We start from the raw sequence: 18,863 nt of genomic DNA, 5'->3' as shown, positions 1-18,863 counted from the left end.
GTTCAAAAATCTTGGGATCACAACTCTTCCACGATGATATTCCCGTTAGTATATACACATACCTCAGAAGCAATTTGCAGTGCTTCTCTAGCAATCTCACTCGCTTCCATGTGGTTCGCATGCCTCTTTAATGCTCGCCCAGCAGACAACGCAAAATTGCCGCCTGACCCGATTGCCAGAACATCATCATCTGGTTCGATGATTTCGCCTCCACCGGAAATAAGCAGCATTCCTGTCTTGTCCATAACGATCATAAGCGCCTCCAACTTGCGAAGCACTCGATCCTGACGCCAATCTTTGGCCAATTCTACGGCCGCACGCTGCAGGTTACCGTGATGCTCCTCCAGCTTTCCTTCAAATTTCTCAAATAGTGTAATCGCATCCGCCACAGAACCGGCAAAACCGGCGACAACTTGTCCCCGGTATAGTCGGCGTACTTTTTTGGCGGTCTGCTTCATAACGACACTTTCCCCAAAGGTTACCTGTCCATCGCCTGCAATAGCGGCTTTGCCGTTATGCCGGACTGCACAGATGGTCGTCGCGTGAAAAGTCATTTCCATGATGGCGGACCTCCTTAATACGGATTATTGGATGGTGTTTAGATCATTTGAACTAATAAATCCGCGAACCTGATCCAGCGCCCGGTTAGCAAGCGCTTCATTCTTCTCTTTCTTCTTACGAATGCGAGTTTCAAGACTAGGCAGAAGACCAAAATTAGCATTCATCGGTTGAAAATGTTCAGGGTCTGCATTCGTGATGTAGTATGCCATACTTCCAATCGTGGATTCCTGCGGGAATACCAGTCCTTCTTGCCCCTTGGCTGCTCTTGCAGCGTTAATACCTGCAATGAGTCCCGAGGCAGCTGACTCCACATAGCCTTCCACTCCGGTCATCTGACCCGCCAAGTACAAATTAGGACGGGTTTTCACCTGATAAGTCGGTTCCAGAAGTTTTGGTGAATTCACGAAAGTATTACGGTGCATCACACCGTAACGGACGATCTCCGCATTCTCAAGACCCGGTATCATCGACAACACACGTTTCTGCTCTCCCCATTTCAGATGGGTCTGGAATCCAACCAGATTGTACAACGTCCCTGCTGCATTATCCTGGCGAAGCTGGACGACAGCGTATGGCAGTTTTCCGGTATGGGGATTTACCAGACCAACAGGCTTCATCGGTCCAAACAGAGCCGTCTGCTTACCCCGCTTCATCATGATCTCTATCGGCATGCAACCTTCAAAGTATATTTCCTTTTCGAATTCTTTCAGCTGTGCTACCTCAGCGTTGATCAGCGCGTCATAAAACGCATCGAATTCTTCCTCAGTCATCGGACAGTTCAGATACGCTGCCTCTCCCTTGTCATAACGGGACGCTAGATATACCTTGCTCATATCAATGGAGTCCTTCTCAATGATCGGAGCCGCTGCATCGTAAAAATAAAAATAGTCCTCGCCCATCATACCCCGGATCTCTGACGATAATGCCGGTGAAGTTAAAGGTCCCGTTGCAATAACAACGATTCCCTCTTCTGGTATATGCTGAATTTCTTCATTTACAACCTCAATTAATGGGTGATTATGAAGTGTATCCGTGATTTCTCCAGAAAAGCCGTCCCGGTCTACGGCAAGGGCTCCCCCTGCCGGAACAGCATTCCTGTCAGCGGAACCGATGACCAGGGAGTTCAGCATCCGCATTTCTTCCTTAAGTACACCAACTGCATTACTCATTCCGTTCGCACGTAGTGAATTACTGCAGACGAGTTCAGCAAATTTATTCGTATGGTGAGCCGGTGTTTTTACGACTGGCCGCATTTCATATAATGTTACGGGTACCCCTCGGCTTGCGATCTGCCAAGCAGCCTCGCTTCCTGCGAGTCCTGCACCGATGACAGTAACCCTTTGTATGTCGTCTGTCACGTTAATAACCCCCTGTATGCCTTACAAATCCTCGGTCTCGTCCGGCTCTTCCACCATTTCCGTATGGTCACATGCCGTGCACTGCAACTTGATGCCCTGCTTGCTCTTCTTCTCGACCATCAGACTGCTGCAACTCGGACATGGCTTGAGTGACGGCTTATCCCATGATACAAAATCACATTCCGGATAACGGTCACATCCATAAAAGACGCGTCCCTTCTTGCTACGCCGTTCAACCACATGTCCCTCTTTACATTTCGGACAAGTTACACCGATGTCTTTCACAATCGGCTTTGTATTCCTACAATCCGGGAAACCCGAGCAAGCCAGAAACTTACCAAATCTGCCAAGCTTGTATACGAGGTGCTTGCCGCACTTTTCGCAAATTTCATCTGAGACCTCATCCTCGATCTCAATTTCTTTCATCTCTTCTTCGGCAACTTCCAGCCTTTTCTCGAAGGATTCATAGAACACGCCGAGAACCTTGACCCAGTCTTCAGAACCTTCTTCGACATGGTCAAGATCTTCTTCCATGTTAGCTGTAAATTCAACATTCAGAATTTCAGGGAAGAACTGTTCCATCTGTTCGATAACAAGCTCGCCAAGTTCGGTAGGTACGAACTTTTTCTCCTCGATCGCAACATAACCACGTTTTTGGATCGTTTCAAGTGTTGGAGCATACGTACTAGGACGTCCAATACCGAGTTCCTCCAAGGTACGAACCAGACGCGCCTCTGTGTATCGCGGCGACGGCTGTGTGAAGTGCTGCTTCGGCTCGATATCTTCTTTAGTCAGAACATCACCTGTGTGCAGCTCAGGCAAAAACTTTTCCTCTTCTGTTGTACCATCGTCGTTTCCTTCTACATAAACCTTCATGAAGCCGGGGAAACGAACCTTCGAACCCGTTGCACGGAACACAGTTGGTCCTGCAGCAATATCTACGGAAAGTGTATCCAGTACAGCTGAAGCCATTTGACTTGCGACAAAACGTTCCCAAATCAATTTATAAAGACGAAGCTGATCCCTGCTCAAGAACGGTTTCATACTTTCCGGATCACGAAGGACAGAAGTTGGACGAATCGCTTCGTGCGCATCCTGGGCATTGGCTGCCTTTTTTGAATATTGTCTTGGGCTTTCCGGTACGAAATTCTCACCGTATTTACCCATAATAAACTCTTTACCTTCTTCCTGCGCAGTTCCCGAGATACGGGTAGAGTCAGTACGCATATACGTAATCAAACCAACTGTACCTTCTTTTCCGAGCTCTACACCTTCGTACAGCTGCTGAGCGACAGACATCGTCTTCGCAGCCCGGAAACCTAACTTACGTGCAGCCTCCTGCTGAAGTGAACTCGTCGTAAATGGTGCAGATGGATGACGCTGGCGCTCTCTTTCCTTAACATCTCCGACTTCAAACGGAGCGTCTTTAATAAGAGAAAGAATTTCGTTAACTTCCTGCTGATTGGTCAGTTCTTTCTTGGCTCCATTCAGCTTCAAAAACTTGGCTTCGAACGCAGAGCCTTTCACAGCAAGCTTAGCTGTAATCGTCCAGTATTCTTCAGGAACGAAAGCACTGATTTCATTTTCGCGGTCCAGAATAATCTTGACCGCAACGGATTGAACACGTCCGGCCGATAGTCCCTTTTTAACTTTCTTCCATAATAAAGGACTGATTTTGTACCCCACAAGACGATCCAGAATACGTCTTGCCTGCTGTGCGTTTACCAAGTCCATGTTAATTTTGCGGGGCGTTTTGAAGGCGTCTTTTACCGCCGTTTTCGTAATTTCATTAAATACAACCCGAAGGCTTTGAGATTCATCCAGCTCCAAAGCATGGGCCAAATGCCATGCGATGGCCTCCCCCTCACGATCGGGGTCAGCTGCCAGATACACTTTTTTCACCTTTTTGCTGGCATCTTTCAGTTCCTTCAAGACAGAACCTTTTCCGCGGATCGTAATGTATTTTGGATTGAAATCGTTTTCGACCTCAACCCCGATTTGGCTTTTCGGCAAATCGCGTATGTGACCCATCGAAGCTTTTACGATGTATTTACTGCCGAGATATTTGCCAATCGTCTTCGCCTTGGCCGGCGACTCTACGATGACGAGTGAATCCGCCACAGGTTCATCCTCCTCTCCAACATTCAACTTACAATTAAATCAGCTTATATATTGCACCGGGTAATTGGGTTATCTGCTTTTTTATGATTAAAGATAACAGAACTGAATGCAAATGTCCAAAATCCCATCGGGACCGCTCCAATAGTTCATCCAACGTTCCGGGCCCCTGTTGCAACATATGGTATATTTCCATTTCGTCATTTGTCAACCCACTAGTATCGTAATCCCTGGACGAAAGTCCCCGCTGCTCCTTGAAAGATGCGCTTTGTTCCGCCCTTGGCAACCATGATCCATACTCCTCCAGAACATCTTGAGCGCAGGTGACCAACTTGGCACCCTGTTTGATTAAATCCAGTGTTCCTCTGCTTTTGGGAGAAGTCACAGGACCAGGAACAGCGAACACATCCCGCCCGGCCTCCAAGGCTGCATCTGCGGTAATCAAAGATCCACTTCTAGCGTCGGCTTCAACGACCAACGTTCCGAGTGTCATTCCGGCAATGATGCGATTTCGCTGTGGAAAGAAGCCGGGATGAGCCTTTGTCCCTGGTGGATACTCGGATAGGACGAGACCTTTTACAGAAATCTCTTCATATAAAGAGCGGTTCTCCGGTGGATAAATGACATCAATTCCCGCTCCAAGAACAGCGATTGTGTTACCTCCACATTTTAAAGCTGTCTCATGAATAACACTGTCAATGCCTCTAGCCATACCGCTTACGACGGTCAGTCCGGACCTAGTTAATTCTTCTGTCAAAATCGATCCAATCTTCCGTCCGTAGGCTGTTGGTACTCGTGTCCCTACCATAGCAATTCCCGGTTCAGTCAACAAATGAACATTACCGAGCAGATATAAAACCCAAGGTGCCTGCGGAGATGACTTTAACATGTCAGGGTATCCTTCATCAAGTTTAGTTATAATCTGGCATGAGTTTTGAGTCAATTTTCGGCATTTCTCTTCTACAGAATGATCAAGATTGTCCGATAATCTGCGGGCCGTTTCGACAGGCACTCCACAGGCTATCCAATCTTTTTCTTCAAAATCCGTCATATGATTACCGAAAACACCATTCGCCATGAAGCGTTGAATCGTCTTCCAGCCTATTCCCTCTGTCTCGTGAAGGGCGATTAATAACGCACGTTCAATCAATTGCTTCATTATATGACCTCCAAGCATAATATTAAGAAAAACACAAAAAGCAACCCTTCATTTCCGTTAAGGAAATAAAAGGTTGCTTACCTACAGCGTTATATTATTTCATCTTGCTTAGTGTGTTGTGCACAGGCTAAGAATGCCTTTTTCCTCAAGTACACTCACAAGTGTTGAACCCATCTCGGATGGCGTTGGAGCTACTTTAATTCCGCAAGCTTCAAGGACAGCCATCTTTTCCTTAGCTGTTCCTTTACCGCCCGAAATGATAGCACCCGCATGCCCCATACGTTTTCCTGGAGGAGCCGTAGCACCACCGATAAAGCCGACAACCGGCTTAGTCATGTTCGCAGCTATCCATTCTGCCGCTTCCTCTTCCGCTGTACCACCGATCTCACCAATCATGATGACAGCATGGGTCTGAGGATCTTCATTGAAAAGTTTAAGAATATCAATGAACTCAGAACCTTTAACAGGGTCGCCCCCGATACCCACTGCAGCGGATTGTCCAATACCACGTGTTGTCAGCTGATGAACCGCTTCATACGTAAGGGTTCCGCTTCGGGATACAACGCCCACATGTCCTGGCATATGAATGTAACCCGGCATGATGCCGATCTTGCATTCACCCGGTGTAATAACGCCCGGACAGTTAGGTCCGATCAGACGGGTTTTTTTGCCTTCCAAATAACGGGCAACTTTGACCATATCCAGCACCGGAATACCTTCTGTAATACAGATGACAAGTTCCATTTCTGCGTCTACCGCTTCCATAATGGAATCTGCTGCAAAAGCAGGAGGAACGTAGATAACACTAGCCGTGGCACCGGTTTTTGCTTTCGCTTCTTCTACCGTATTAAATACCGGAAGACTGACTGTCTCACCATTCTCCAGCGTAATATCAACTTGGGTGCCGCCTTTGCCGGGAGAAGTTCCTCCGACCATTTGCGTACCGTAATCGAGTGCACCTTTCGCATGAAAGAGGGCAGTTTTACCTGTAATCCCCTGTGTAATGACTTTTGTATTTTTATCGACCAAAATACTCACGATTGATTCACATCCCTATTGTTATTTGAAAATGAAAGCAACCGCACGGCTGGACTTACCGTCCTACGTGCCATGCCCCTTCAGGAATGAATATTACTGAACGAGTGAAACGATTTTCTGTGCTCCATCAGCCATGGAATCAGCAGGAACGATATTCAGTCCGGATTCAGCCAAGATTTGTTTACCCAAATCAACGTTTGTACCTTCCAGACGAACGACCAGCGGACGAGTAAGTCCGAGCTGTTTCGCCGCTTCCACAACACCGGATGCGATGACATCACAGCGCATAATTCCACCGAAAATGTTTACGAAAATACCTTTAACCTGCGGATCGGACAAAATAATCTTGAATGCTTCTGTTACTTTCTCCGTTGTGGCGCCGCCTCCTACATCAAGGAAGTTAGCAGGGTCTCCGCCATAGTATTTAATAATGTCCATCGTAGCCATGGCAAGGCCTGCGCCGTTTACCATGCAGCCGATATTCCCATCTAATGCTATGTAACTTAAGTCATACTTGGAAGCTTCAATTTCCTTCTCGTCTTCTTCTTCCAAATCACGCAACTCTTGAATATCCTTATGACGGTACAGCGCATTGGAATCGAAGTTCAGCTTAGCATCCAGAGCCATAACGTTGCCGTCACCGGTTACAACCAACGGATTGATCTCGGCAATCGAGCAGTCTTTTTCGACAAAAGCAGTATACAATGCGAGCATGAATTGCGCTGCCTTGCCTACCAGTTCATTAGGAATATTGATAGCGTATGCCAGCTTGCGGGCTTGGAACATCTGCATCCCGACAGCTGGATCAATGACTTCCTTGAAAATTTTCTCAGGAGTTGCTTCTGCAACCTCTTCGATTTCTGTGCCGCCTTCTTCCGAAGCCATCATAACGACACGGCCGGTACCCCGGTCTACAACAACGCCGATATAATACTCCTTGCGAATATCGCAGCCTTCTTCAATAAGCAAGCGCTTAACTTCTTTACCTTCAGGTCCGGTCTGATGTGTTACCAGTACCTTGCCCAAAATTTCTTCGGCATAAGCACGAACCTCATCGAGATTCTTGGCTACTTTAACGCCGCCAGCTTTACCGCGTCCGCCTGCATGGATTTGCGCTTTGACAACGGTTACGGGACTGCCAAGCGATTGTGCCGCCTCAACAGCTTCCTCTACCGTAAAAGCTACCTTGCCGTTAGGAACGACCACTCCATATTGCTTCAGTACTTGTTTTCCTTGATATTCATGGATATTCATTCTGGAATCCTCCTATCAACATGACTGGAACAAGGCCTTATAAACCTATATACAAACCCAAGCTATTGTAACATGTTTTTAAAACGCTTACCTTAAAAAGTTCACAACTTATCCACAGCTTTTTGATATGGATATGATTCCAACTAGAGAATGCTTGGGAAATTTTGTTAAAAAAGTGTTGATTTAACGATATTTCAGTACTTTCTTAGTGTCATTTCCTAAAACTTTTAATAATGATCTTGATTATGAAAATCCCTATTGCGATGATTAAAATACCTGCAATCAATGTTATCACAATATTTTCCCAAAGGATTGTCATCGTTTCCTCTCGCACAAGAATATTTTACCAATAGAATGAACGGATTACAAAAAGTTTTACCATTTAACTCACTCTTTGTTAAAATGCCGACATATTTCCTGATCGTTTTGTCTGTCATTCATACAATAATGTTCTTCATTGACTTCCCCTCTCACTTTTATATAAAATAGGTACAAATAGCGCGAAAATAAGGAAGCACCTTTTTTCGGATACCATCCCCGCCTCTGCGGCAGGGATCTATCAGAAAGCAGGTGTTTTTTGGTATGTATGGCAAACTTCACAGCGCATGCCTGTACGGCATTGACGGTGTTATCATCCAAGTGGAGGTGGACCTTGCTAATGGGCTGCCGCAAACCTCCATCATCGGTCTTCCCGACTCATCCATCCGTGAATCGGTTGAACGGGTTAGAGCCGCTATTAAAAATTGCGGATTCACCTATCCCATGCAAAGAGTCACTGTGAATTTAGCTCCTGCTGATTTACGAAAGGAAGGCTCATCCTTTGATCTGGCTATAGCTTTAGGTATTTTGATGACAAGCGGACAGCTTACGTTGACCTCCTCAGATCGGTTGCTAATGATCGGGGAACTCGCTCTGGACGGCTGTCTCAGGCCGGTTACAGGGGTGCTTTCTATGGTGGAACGCGCCAAACGCGAGGGTTTTGAAGGGGTTCTCCTCCCACGGGAAAATGCTCCTGAAGCAGCATTAATCGCTGGAATGAACATATATGGGATTAGTCATCTAGCAGATCTAACTGAGGTCAAGGAATTGGAATCCGGAGATAGAAATACGAAGTCGTCACGTAAAAAAGATAATGAGCCTATAGTAGTCTCAATATCCCACTTACGTTATCGGCCGGAATCAACCCATGCTAAGAGTTTTATTAAGGATACAGATGGGATTTCATTCGAAGATTACAGCGATGTGCTTGGACAACAGCATGTTAAGCGAGCCTTAACCATCGCGGCCGCTGGAATGCATAATATCCTGCTCATTGGACCACCAGGCACTGGTAAGACGATGCTCATCAAACGTCTCCCTTCCATCCTCCCTGCGTTGAGTGAACAAGAGTCATTGGAAACGACCAAAATTTTCAGCGCAGCCGGCAAGCTGAAACAAAGCGAAGGCCTCCTGCGGCAGCGTCCATTCCGCTCACCTCATCATACGATATCCTCGGGCGGACTTATCGGCGGCGGCACGATTCCGAAGCCCGGCGAGGTCAGTCTGGCACATAGAGGCATATTGTTTCTCGATGAGCTGCCTGAATTCTCCCGAAGTGTGTTGGAAGTATTAAGGCAACCGCTGGAGGATCGTGAAGTAACGATTAGCCGTGCCCGAGCTGTGTTTACCTTCCCTGCCCGATTCATGCTCGCTTGTTCTATGAATCCGTGTCCGTGCGGATTCTATGGGAGTGATCATCCACATCACCGCTGTACATGCAGTCTGCAGAGGATTGCACAGTATAGAGCCAAAATATCCGGTCCACTACTTGACCGTATTGATCTCCAGGTAGACGTGCCCAGGCCCAAAGAGTGGCCGGGAACAGCAAATCCGCTGTCCTCGGAGGAGATGTGTGTCCAGGTGAATCTAGCCCAGAGTGTTCAACTGGCACGTTACCGAAATACTCCCTTCAACTGGAACAGTGAGCTGTCCGGCAGCGCCCTTCGGCGGTTTACCAAGCTGGATCGTGCTTCTGCCGATCTTCTCCATTCCACACTCGATATGCTGGGACTTAGCATGCGTGCATATGACCGCATATTAAAGCTAGCCCGAACCATTGCGGACCTTGAGGGATCTTCAGACATAAATTCCGGTCATATTGCTGAGGCGATTCAATACCGCCAACTCGACAAACAAACTGTATCGATGGATGAAGCAATGTATTAGATTATTTTGCTGTTGAACATCAAAATATTCAATAGAACCAGAGAGCTTCGGGCCTTAGAGTGCAATATTCTGAAATTTGAAGGACGCCGCTCTTAAGGGGAACTGCATCATGGAGAAAGTTAAGGTTCTCATGGACCAGAATATCTTAAACAAAACAATAAAAGCCGACATTTCACGGGTTTTCAATCGACCCATGAAATGTCGGCTTTTTAGAGACATTCTTTTGATTAGAAACGAACTTAGCCCGCTACCTCTCTATCTTGCCATCGTTGACAAGGGCTGCTCAAAAGGCAGCCTCTATAAGTTCAATGGAGTCCACGCTCATATCCGGCTTAAGTATTACAGCTACCACATCAAATCGAATCGGAATATCATAGCTTTTTTTGTAATGAATATACTGCTGGGCGATACTGCGGACTTGGGCGATTTTCCGATGGTTAACCGATTCGGATGGCGTGCCATATGTAGACGTACCGCTTCGACTCCGTACCTCAACGAACACAAGCGTCCCTCTGTCGTTCGCGATAATATCTATTTCTCCCGTTCGATTACGCCAGTTACGGTCCAATATGCTGAAACCACGTTCTACCAGGAAAGAGGCTGCAGCTTCTTCTGCGGCTGCTCCCTTTTGTTTACGGGAATCTTTCCTTCCTTCTGACATAGGTCTCATGAAGGTTGACCCCCTTCCTTAGCCAATCCATCCGCCTGATAGACATAGGTTAGAACTTCGGCCACCAACTGATATAGCTCTGTAGGAATCTGCTGATCCAAATCGAGCTTTGAGAGTACTTCTACCAGGGCAGCATCCTCTTGAACCGGGACACCATGTTCCTTTGCCCGTTCCAGGATCGTCTCTGCCAGTTTACCTTGGCCTTTGGCCGTTACGATCGGTGCATCGCTCTCACCGGGGGTATATTTTAAGGCTACCGCTTTTTTCAAAGCCAATATGGGTTCTTTCCCCTTCATATCCTATAATCCACCCCTTTATAGGCCTGCGGTGTATACTCTGCTGCCGTACCTCCTACAGAGCTGTCAGCCCCAAGCTCGGTGATCTCAGGAAAGGGGCTTGTCTTCATACTGAACAGCTGATAACCGATCGACTCTACTCCTGCCGCAAGCTCGCTTTTTCTGGATTCAAACAGTTCCGAGACCCAAGGCTGGTCATTCCGTAGATGAAGACTTACAATTTTGTCTACTACATGAACATCAATGACGGTTGGCCCCAGATGTTTCATATCCAGGTCAAACCACAAGCGGCAATTTCTTGCGTCGAGCTCGCCCTTTCTGCCTCTCCGTGACTGAATATGTACGGATGCTGTTTGCTGTCCATCGGACCCATGTAACGGAATAAACATCGTAACCTGGGCGAACGGTGCTGTTCTATCCGTATTAAGCAAAAGCTGCTGTCCTGTCAGATGTTGTATCAATTGTTGGGCTGCCTCTTTAAGGGCAGGTGACATATCATTGCTCGCTGCAAGCTGAAGCAACAGTCCTTTCAACGTGTCATGACCATCTGCTGGACTGTTGCCGTTTACAGCAGACGCTGTATTGGGAATCTGGGAACCAAGGCTCGCCATTGTCTGTTCCATTGCAAAGTTACCTGCAGCTGCTATGTTCGCAGCAGGCCCCTGCAAATTATTAGCGGAGTTCCCCTGTGCTGCCGCTGTTTGTGCTGTTTGCCCTGCCTGCGTCGTCTGCGTAGTCTGTGTCGTCTGCGTTGTAGTGTTGTTAGCTCCCTGAGTGAGGCCTATCTCTTGGGTTTGCGTTCCACGTTGAGCTGTCTGGGCAGCTTGTGGGACTCCCGTCCGTTCATTCGCAGTAGCAGCTGTTCCTTGAGCTGCTGACGCTGCAGAAGCTCCCTGGAATCCTTCTGCAGCTATGTTGGGACCAGGCCCCGAACCTCCGCTAGTCGGGTTCGGGGGCCCGGTATGGCCGGCGGCCGCAGTGCTTGCCGCCGATCCTTGAGCGGGGCTCCCACTAGCCCCGCCGCCTTGCTGCGCGGGTGGCTGCGCCCCGCGCAACACCTGCTGCTCGTGCTCTGCACCGAGCAGCTTGAGCAGCCGCCCCACCCACGGCTCCGCACCGTGGGTGGGCGGCTTCGGCGAAGGGCCTGCGGCCCCTTCGCCAGGCTGCGCCGCTTGCGCCGAAGGCGGCGGCGCGCTCTCTGCCGCCGGCCCCGTGGGCGCGGCGGCTTGCCCTGCTGCCGGCGGCATGGCCGTTCCGGCAGCGCTTTTGGCCGGCTGAAGCGAAGCGCCGGCCAAAGGCCCTTGCTGCGCGGTTCCCGCGCGCAGCTGCTGCAGCAAGTCCTGCAGCTTCGTCAGCAAGGCCTGCTGCCCCCCGCGTGCCGCTTCACCGGCAATGGGCGGTCTGTCGCCAGCGCCCATGGAAGGTGCAGCCTCACCAGCTGTTTCCGCAGCCAGCGCTGCCGTATTTGATGTTCCAATATTTTTGCCAATATGCTGCTCATTCGATTGACTACCCCGCAGCACTTCAGCAAGCTGATTCTCCAGAGATTTTAACAGCTCGTGTAGTTGAGGACCAAACACGGCTTGATGCAGCCCTCTAACGCTCTCTGGTGTTATAGGCAGCCCACGGTGAAACGCAATAGCAGATGCCTCGATCCACTCCGTTAAAGGTACTTGGACTGGCTTCATGGCAAGCATTTCTTTAAACTGGGCTATATTTTCCTTCGTTAACGGAATTCCTACCATCTGCATACCACGAATCATTTCCCGGTTTTCCTTCGTATCCGGCAGACTCGCGAATTCAAGTATCTCAACCATTGAGGACGGTGTAAGCGTCTGGTTTGGAGATTGACTCAACGGTTTCAATACCGTTACTCCTTCTTCACCTGGTGGTTGGACTTGAAGTAGCGCTGCTTCCCCTGCCCGAAGCGGCGTTTCAAGCTTGGCTTTCACCTGTACTCCCTGAATCTGTACAACCGCTTCCTGTCCGTCTTCCGATACATTCATGACGATACCGCGAACAACTTGACCCGGTTTCATTTCTAACGTTTTAGTTTCGCCTGCCTTTTGCTCTCCAAGAAGACCGCGAATCAACGATCCGATGTTCACGATTTGTTCCTCCCCAAACATCCATTTTTCTTATATATCGGCAGCAGCCCGCCTTTTTACAAGGCGGGCTGCACAGGATTTTTAAAATAGAGACAACTGTTCAACTTCAATATTTTTCAAAAAACTCCGCCGATGTAGCGGTGTTGGACCGTGAATGGAAATCTGCTCACGATGCAGTTTAGTCGCATATCCCTTATGTATGGCGATTCCGTACTCTGGATAAGCGGTATTCCAAGATCCTTCACACAGTCGATCGCGTGTTACCTTCGCTACAATAGAGGCTGCTGCAATGGATTGACTGTTGGCGTCTCCTTTAATGATGGCAAGCTGCGGTATGTCACAGTCTACCTTTTCCGCATCGACTAGCAAAAATTGTGGAGTTACCACCAACTGCTCCAAAGCCATTTTCATTGCCAACCTGGCAGCCTGTTTTATATTAATCCGATCGATTGTTTCAGCATCCACCTGCCCAACGCCGACAGCAAGCGCTTGCTCCATAATAAGATCATACAAAGTATCACGCTTCTTAGCGCTCAACTTCTTTGAATCATTAATTCCTTCAATAACTAATCCTTCTGGCAGAATAACCGCAGCCGCAACAACATCCCCAAACAGACAACCTCGCCCTACCTCATCAATTCCTGCAATATGTACATACTGGGTCCAGTACTCACGTTCATATAACAACAAATCACTCATCATAATAACTCCTCGATGCCTTGCAAGTAAGGCTTCTGATTCAATCTTCTGTCTCGCTACCTATTACTTCGAATCTACAACTCTATTAGATAAATCATATCATATGCAGCCGTGGACAACCACCCATCCTTAAGCTCTTCAATAATTGTATATCCGTCACTTAACGGAAAAACATCACAAAAAAACCACCGTTATGAACTGCACCCCAATTGTTAGACACCATCTAACTATTGGAGGTGCAGTTTTTATATGACCAGATTCAGTACAGATGAAAAAATACAAGCAGTTATGCGTTACCAAAAGGGATCCGACAGCTTAAAAGCTATCGCAAAATCCATAGGTATTCACCATACTGTCTTTTTAAACTGGATTAGACAATATGAGCATCATGGTGATGAAGCTTTTAAAAAGGGCTATACATCATATCCTGTACAGTTTAAACTAGACGTACTTAATTATATGAACGAATTTGGGACGTCTGTTAGAGAAACGGCTGCGGTATTTAATATTGCGAGTCATAGTACCATTTTAAGCTGGCAAAGGAGCTTAGAATTACATGGAATGGACGCTCTACAACCAAAGAAAAAGGGGCGTTCACCCATGAAAAAAGAATCTAATAAACAAAAGAATCAAACGTTAGTAGAAGGATCTGTAGAGGCTTTACATGCAGAGGTAGAGCGTTTACGAATGGAGAATGCATATTTAAAAAAGTTGAATGCCTTAGTTCAAAACAAGGAAAAATCACCAAACAAGACAAAGCTCAAGTAGTCTATGAACTAAGGAACGAATTTTCGGTGAAAGCACTTCTACAGCTAGCAGATATCCCTCGTAGCACGTATTATTACGCGGTAAAAACGTTTGGGATGCCAGATAGAGATACGGAGTTAAAAGACATTATCCAAGCCATTTATGAGGAGCATGAGGGGCGCTATGGTTATCGTCGTATTCGTGACGAGTTAGTGAATCGTGGATACCGTGTGAATCATAAAAAGGTACAACGTTTGATGAAAGTATTGGGATTAAAATGCTTGGTACGCATGAAAAAATATCGTTCGTACAAAGGGACGGTTGGCAAGATTGCACCGAACATATTAGAACGTAACTTTTACGCTGAAAAGCCAAATGAGAAGTGGGTTACAGATATTACAGAGTTTAAATTATTTGGAGAAAAGCTGTATTTATCTCCAATGCTAGATCTATACAATGGTGAAATTATTACGTATACGATCGGTTCAAGACCGGTCTACTCGCTTGTTTCAACGATGTTAGATCAAGCATGTAGCCGATTAACAGATGAAGATAAGCCCCTTATTCATTCTGACCAAGGTTGGCACTATCAGATGAAACAGTATCGTCATGCCCTCAAAGAATGCGGTATCAAGCAAAGTATGTCCCGAAAAGGTAACTGCTACGACAACGCTGTCATCGAGAACTTCTTTGGCATCATGAAATCTGAATTTCTGTATTTAAAGGAATTTGAAAGTATCGCACATTTTAAAAAAGAGCTATCAAAATACATCGATTATTACAACAACAAGCGTATTAAGGCAAAACTAAAAGGCATGAGTCCGGTACAGTACCGAATTCATGCCCAACAAGTCGCCTAATGACATAACCTGTCTAACTTTATGGGGTCACTTCATTACCGGTGGTTTCCAATGTTCAATTAATAGGGTGATTCCATTGAGAAGCGACCCATTTTTCCTGCCCGCAGTTCACGTAAAAAGGCGCTCGAAGCTTTTTCCAAATCCACTCGCCCACCGCTCATGATACAACCGCGCTTACGGCCAATGTCCTCCATCACTGTCACAATCTCATCCGGATTCTCAAAATCCTCTGGACGCTGCTTCAGATCAAATCGCTCGCTCATGGGTTCCCAGTAATATTTAGACAAGTATTTAACCGCAAAAAAGGCAATATCCTCGACGTTCAATATTTCTTCCTTGATGGCCCCAGTCACTGCGAGACGGTATCCAACATTTTGATCCTCAAACTTCGGCCACAAAATACCCGGCGTATCGAGCAGTTCCATTTCACCACCCGCAACCTTAATCCACTGCTGGCCCTTAGTCACACCCGGACGGTCTCCTGTAGCAGCAATACTGCGCCCTGCCAATCGGTTGATCAAGGTGGACTTACCTACATTCGGAATACCTACAATCAGAACACGCATGGCCCGAGGGTTCATACCTTTGGCTATCTGTTTGTCGATTTTCTCTTTAAGCAGCAGTTTCACCTGATCTGGTATATCTTTAACACCCGTGCCTGTCGAAGCGTCTACCGGGAATGCCGTATGGCCCTGTTCTTTAAAATGCGTCAGCCACTGACGAGTCACCTCAGGATCTGCCAGATCCGCCTTGTTCATAATGATCAGTCGCGGCTTTCCCTGCAAAATATCGTCGATCATCGGATTGCGGCTAGATAACGGCAGTCTGGCGTCGATCAGCTCAATAACAGCATCAATCAACTTCAGTTTATCCTGTATTTGACGGCGTGCTTTTGTCATATGTCCTGGAAACCATTGTATCGTCAACGTCGTCACCTCACAAAAATTCCAAATCCATTATTCTTTATATTCCCTGCTAGTTCTTAATCAAACCAATATCTTTTATCGGCCAAAAAATCAGGTCAGCCCGGCCTACGATATCTTCCAATGGAATATAACCGATCATCCGGCTGTCTGTACTATTGGAACGATTATCACCCATTACAAACACATGACCTTCAGGTACCGTTCCATCCGAGAAATGCGCATTCGGGAAGTCCGTACTGTTATAGAGCCTGTCATCTGCATGTGCCTGATCGATAGCCTCTTGTATGTAGGTTTCATTAACAGGCTTTCCGTTAACGAGTACTTTGTCTCCTTCAACCTGAACTGTATCTCCGGCTACTGCAATTACCCGCTTAATGAAATCTCTTCCTTCAGAAGGCACATGGAATACGACAACTTCTCCACGCTCCGGTTTACGGATATCGTACAGGATCTCATTGACAATGAGCTTCTGTCCCGTTACAAAGTTAGGCTGCATTGACGGTCCTTGCACAATGAATGGTTTAAAGAGAAGCCAGCGAATGAGAACCACAAGAACTAATGCAATAAGAAGAGCTTTAAGCCATTCCACCACTTCATTCTTTTTCTTCTTAACCGGTTTCTCTGCCTCGTTCGTTTCAAATGTCTCTTGATTTGTATCCTGCTGCATAATTCACCGTCCTCTCTGTATTGATGAGCTACAGCATATAATCATTTTTGGATATACAAAAGGGGCTTGTATATTCGTACAAGCCCCTTTTACCGTCAGTTGATTAACGACGAATTTCTTTAATTCTCGCTGCTTTACCGCGCAGTTCACGAAGATAATAAAGCTTCGCACGACGCACTTTACCACGGCGAGCCACTTCGATTTTCTCGATTTTAGGCGAGTTGATTGGGAAAGTTCTTTCCACACCAACACCGTAAGAAATTTTACGAACTGTAAAAGTCTCACTGATTCCGCCACCGCGACGTTTAATTACAACACCTTCGAACAACTGGATACGTTCACGAGATCCCTCGATAACCTTAACGTGCACTTTTAAAGTGTCGCCAGGACGAAAGCTCGGAATATCCTTGCGAAGTTGCTCTTGAGTAATCGCTTGTACGATATTCATCTAGGACTCCCTCCTCTCACACAGGCGTTCTTGCCTCTTCCGGAAAACCTCTTGTTCCCCATCATTATCCGCAGCGGACCACCGTATTCACAACAAAAGAAATATTAACATAAATCATGGGCAGAAGCAAGTATTTTGTACTCTACGATCATTTATCCGTCGCAATGGGGGAACAATAAAAAAACCACTCTTGGAGGAAAACAGATCCTTAAGAGTGGTTGATTATTCTTACATAAAACTGACAAGTAACGTTCAAACCCTAAGTAACTTATTTTTTAATTTACGGTATCTTCCGTTTTGTCTGTATGAGATGTATGTCGGTCGTTGTAATATGCCAAAATATCATCTACTGTATGAAATTGCACATCATCATCCTGTTCATTTTCGCTTTTAAATTGTTCTACATAATTGTTTTCTGCCATGATCATAATCCTCCTAAAAGTTCAATAACCATTCGCTACAAATTATTATTACCCAATCTTGTATCCTATGCACCTCATGTTGAATCCAGAACTAAATTAGACGAAAAGTTTCATAACAATTGCGTAACAACATAATGGTATCCACTATGAATCAGATAAAAAGCATTTTAGTTCACGATTGGCATCAAATTTGCGATCATACACAAACCGTTGGGAACTCATCCATCTCATACGTAAGTGTATGATCGTAATTCAATTCACGTTAAGACCCGATACGGAACATCGATACTCTCGCTCCAATGGAAGGAGCTGTAATTGTTTTAGAAGTCGGAGACAGGTTGTATAACTGAACAGTATTTCCAACTGCTAAATTGATAACGGCTGACCCAGAAAACCCAGCATTTGTCGAGTTGGAATTCGTATTGGCTGTGTTTGTTGTAATACCATTTATGACGATGCCAAAAGTATTAGGTGCTGTTTGCCCAACATCCAAAGAAACCTGCCAATCAAAATAATAATAACCCGCAGTAACTATGGTCATAGTAGTAGTTCCATTAAAGGTTACCCCTTGCAAACTACTTTGGTTAAATGTGAGAGGAGAATTAGAAGGGATCGTCTCTACAACTCCATTACTGTTGTAGAAAACACTTCCTCCAATCGTTGTGGCATTGCCGGTAGCTCCAGTCACTCCTGTAGCACCCGTTGCCCCAGTCACTCCGGTTGATCCTGTTACTCCTGTAGCTCCTGTTACTCCAGTTGTCCCCGTTATTCCGGTTATTCCTGTTACTCCGGTTGCCCCTGTTGTTCCCGTTGCTCCCGTTACTCCGGTAACTCCCGTGGCTCCTGTTACTCCGGTTGTCCCTGTTACTCCGGTAATTCCCGTGGCTCCTGTTACTCCGGTTGCCCCTGTTTCTCCCGTTGCTCCGGTTGCTCCTGTTGCTCCCGTGGTTCCCGTTGCCCCTGTTCCACCAGTCTCTCCGGTTGCTCCCGTGGTTCCTGTCGCTCCTGTTACTCCTGTTGCTCCTGTTGCTCCCGTTGCTCCCGTGGTTCCCGTCGCTCCTGTTGATCCGGTTGCTCCTGTTGCTCCTGTTGCTCCTGTTGATCCGGTTGCTCCTGTTTCACCTGTTACTCCAGTTCCCCCTGTTGCTCCTGTCGCCCCTGTTGCTCCTGTTGCACCAGTTCCTCCTGTTTCGCCTGTGGCTCCGGTTGATCCCGTTACTCCGGTCGCTCCTGTAGCTCCAGTTTCTCCTGTTTCACCTGTAGCCCCTGTTGCCCCTGTTGCCCCTGTTGCCCCTGTTGCCCCTGTTGCCCCTGTTGCCCCTGTTGC

At 46.8% G+C, this 18,863-nt stretch carries 17 protein-coding genes; 2 read left to right on the top strand and 15 right to left on the bottom strand.

Features of this window, described 5'->3' with window-relative positions:
* Positions 1–17: 17 nt before the first annotated feature.
* The 6 genes from hslV to sucC all read right to left on the bottom strand — a co-directional run bounded on the left by hslV (position 18) and on the right by sucC (position 7,488).
* Positions 18–560, bottom strand: coding sequence for an ATP-dependent protease subunit HslV (gene hslV / locus B9N86_RS09745; RefSeq protein WP_208918843.1), 543 nt, complete (start codon positions 558–560; stop codon positions 18–20).
* A 24-nt stretch (positions 561–584) separates the two neighbouring features.
* Positions 585–1,919 carry an FADH(2)-oxidizing methylenetetrahydrofolate--tRNA-(uracil(54)-C(5))-methyltransferase TrmFO gene (trmFO, locus tag B9N86_RS09740; RefSeq protein WP_425298580.1) on the bottom strand — a complete coding sequence of 445 codons (1,335 nt, stop codon included), beginning with the start codon at positions 1,917–1,919 and terminating at the stop codon, positions 585–587.
* A gap of 21 nt (positions 1,920–1,940) precedes the next feature.
* The gene (gene topA, locus B9N86_RS09735; RefSeq protein ID WP_208918842.1) at positions 1,941–4,040 is read right to left on the bottom strand and encodes a type I DNA topoisomerase; all 2,100 of its coding nucleotides are present in this window, start codon (positions 4,038–4,040) and stop codon (positions 1,941–1,943) included.
* Positions 4,041–4,074: 34 nt separating this feature from the next.
* Entirely contained in the window at positions 4,075–5,196 is a 1,122-nt protein-coding gene (dprA, locus tag B9N86_RS09730) for a DNA-processing protein DprA (protein ID WP_208918841.1), read from the bottom strand.
* A gap of 108 nt (positions 5,197–5,304) precedes the next feature.
* On the bottom strand, positions 5,305–6,234 hold the full coding sequence (sucD, locus tag B9N86_RS09725) for a succinate--CoA ligase subunit alpha (protein ID WP_208918840.1): 930 nt from the start codon (positions 6,232–6,234) through the stop codon (positions 5,305–5,307).
* Between the two features lie 93 nt (positions 6,235–6,327).
* Positions 6,328–7,488, bottom strand: coding sequence for an ADP-forming succinate--CoA ligase subunit beta (sucC, locus tag B9N86_RS09720; protein ID WP_208918839.1), 1,161 nt, complete (start codon positions 7,486–7,488; stop codon positions 6,328–6,330).
* A 582-nt stretch (positions 7,489–8,070) separates the two neighbouring features.
* On the opposite strand from sucC, the gene B9N86_RS09715 reads away from it, so the two are divergent.
* Positions 8,071–9,693: a YifB family Mg chelatase-like AAA ATPase gene (locus B9N86_RS09715; protein WP_208918838.1), complete on the top strand. Its 1,623-nt coding sequence runs from the start codon at positions 8,071–8,073 to the stop codon at positions 9,691–9,693.
* A gap of 283 nt (positions 9,694–9,976) precedes the next feature.
* Here B9N86_RS09715 and B9N86_RS09710 read toward each other — a convergent pair whose 3' ends face one another.
* The 4 genes from B9N86_RS09710 to B9N86_RS09695 form a co-directional block, all read right to left on the bottom strand.
* Complete coding sequence (locus B9N86_RS09710; RefSeq protein ID WP_244563021.1) at positions 9,977–10,363, bottom strand: YraN family protein; 387 nt, start codon at positions 10,361–10,363, stop codon at positions 9,977–9,979.
* Positions 10,360–10,659, bottom strand: a complete 300-nt coding sequence (locus B9N86_RS09705; RefSeq protein WP_208918837.1) for an EscU/YscU/HrcU family type III secretion system export apparatus switch protein — start codon at positions 10,657–10,659, stop codon at positions 10,360–10,362. The genes B9N86_RS09710 and B9N86_RS09705 overlap by 4 nt, the downstream gene beginning before the upstream one ends.
* Positions 10,656–12,767, bottom strand: coding sequence for a hypothetical protein (locus B9N86_RS09700; protein ID WP_208918836.1), 2,112 nt, complete (start codon positions 12,765–12,767; stop codon positions 10,656–10,658). Before B9N86_RS09700 ends, B9N86_RS09705 begins: the two co-directional genes overlap by 4 nt.
* Before the next feature lie 81 nt (positions 12,768–12,848).
* Positions 12,849–13,466: a ribonuclease HII gene (locus B9N86_RS09695; RefSeq protein ID WP_208920190.1), complete on the bottom strand. Its 618-nt coding sequence runs from the start codon at positions 13,464–13,466 to the stop codon at positions 12,849–12,851.
* Positions 13,467–13,715: 249 nt separating this feature from the next.
* Here B9N86_RS09695 and B9N86_RS09690 point away from each other — a divergent pair.
* Positions 13,716–15,073 (top strand): IS3 family transposase gene (locus tag B9N86_RS09690; RefSeq protein ID WP_208914705.1). Its coding sequence is split into 2 segments (ribosomal slippage): positions 13,716–14,169 and positions 14,169–15,073, totalling 1,359 coding nucleotides; the frame shifts between segments, so codons are not numbered across the junction.
* 59 nt (positions 15,074–15,132) lie between these two features.
* Here the strand turns inward: B9N86_RS09690 and ylqF are convergent.
* From ylqF to B9N86_RS09665, 5 genes are all read right to left on the bottom strand, one after another.
* Positions 15,133–15,999 carry a ribosome biogenesis GTPase YlqF gene (ylqF, locus tag B9N86_RS09685; RefSeq protein WP_208918835.1) on the bottom strand — a complete coding sequence of 289 codons (867 nt, stop codon included), beginning with the start codon at positions 15,997–15,999 and terminating at the stop codon, positions 15,133–15,135.
* 49 nt (positions 16,000–16,048) lie between these two features.
* The gene (gene lepB / locus B9N86_RS09680) at positions 16,049–16,666 is read right to left on the bottom strand and encodes a signal peptidase I (RefSeq protein WP_208918834.1); all 618 of its coding nucleotides are present in this window, start codon (positions 16,664–16,666) and stop codon (positions 16,049–16,051) included.
* Positions 16,667–16,769: 103 nt separating this feature from the next.
* Positions 16,770–17,114 carry a 50S ribosomal protein L19 gene (gene rplS / locus B9N86_RS09675; RefSeq protein ID WP_007132095.1) on the bottom strand — a complete coding sequence of 115 codons (345 nt, stop codon included), beginning with the start codon at positions 17,112–17,114 and terminating at the stop codon, positions 16,770–16,772.
* Positions 17,115–17,389: 275 nt separating this feature from the next.
* Complete coding sequence (locus B9N86_RS09670; protein WP_208918833.1) at positions 17,390–17,536, bottom strand: hypothetical protein; 147 nt, start codon at positions 17,534–17,536, stop codon at positions 17,390–17,392.
* A gap of 262 nt (positions 17,537–17,798) precedes the next feature.
* The coding region (locus B9N86_RS09665) for a hypothetical protein (RefSeq protein WP_425298579.1) at positions 17,799–18,863 on the bottom strand (1,065 nt) is incomplete at its 5' end.

It is taken from the genome of Paenibacillus uliginis N3/975 (assembly GCF_900177425.1).
GTDB classification, from domain to species: domain Bacteria; phylum Bacillota; class Bacilli; order Paenibacillales; family Paenibacillaceae; genus Paenibacillus_AQ; species Paenibacillus_AQ uliginis.
The sequence above is the reverse complement of the archived record's forward strand: the minus strand, read 5'-3'. Positions and strand labels throughout refer to the sequence as shown.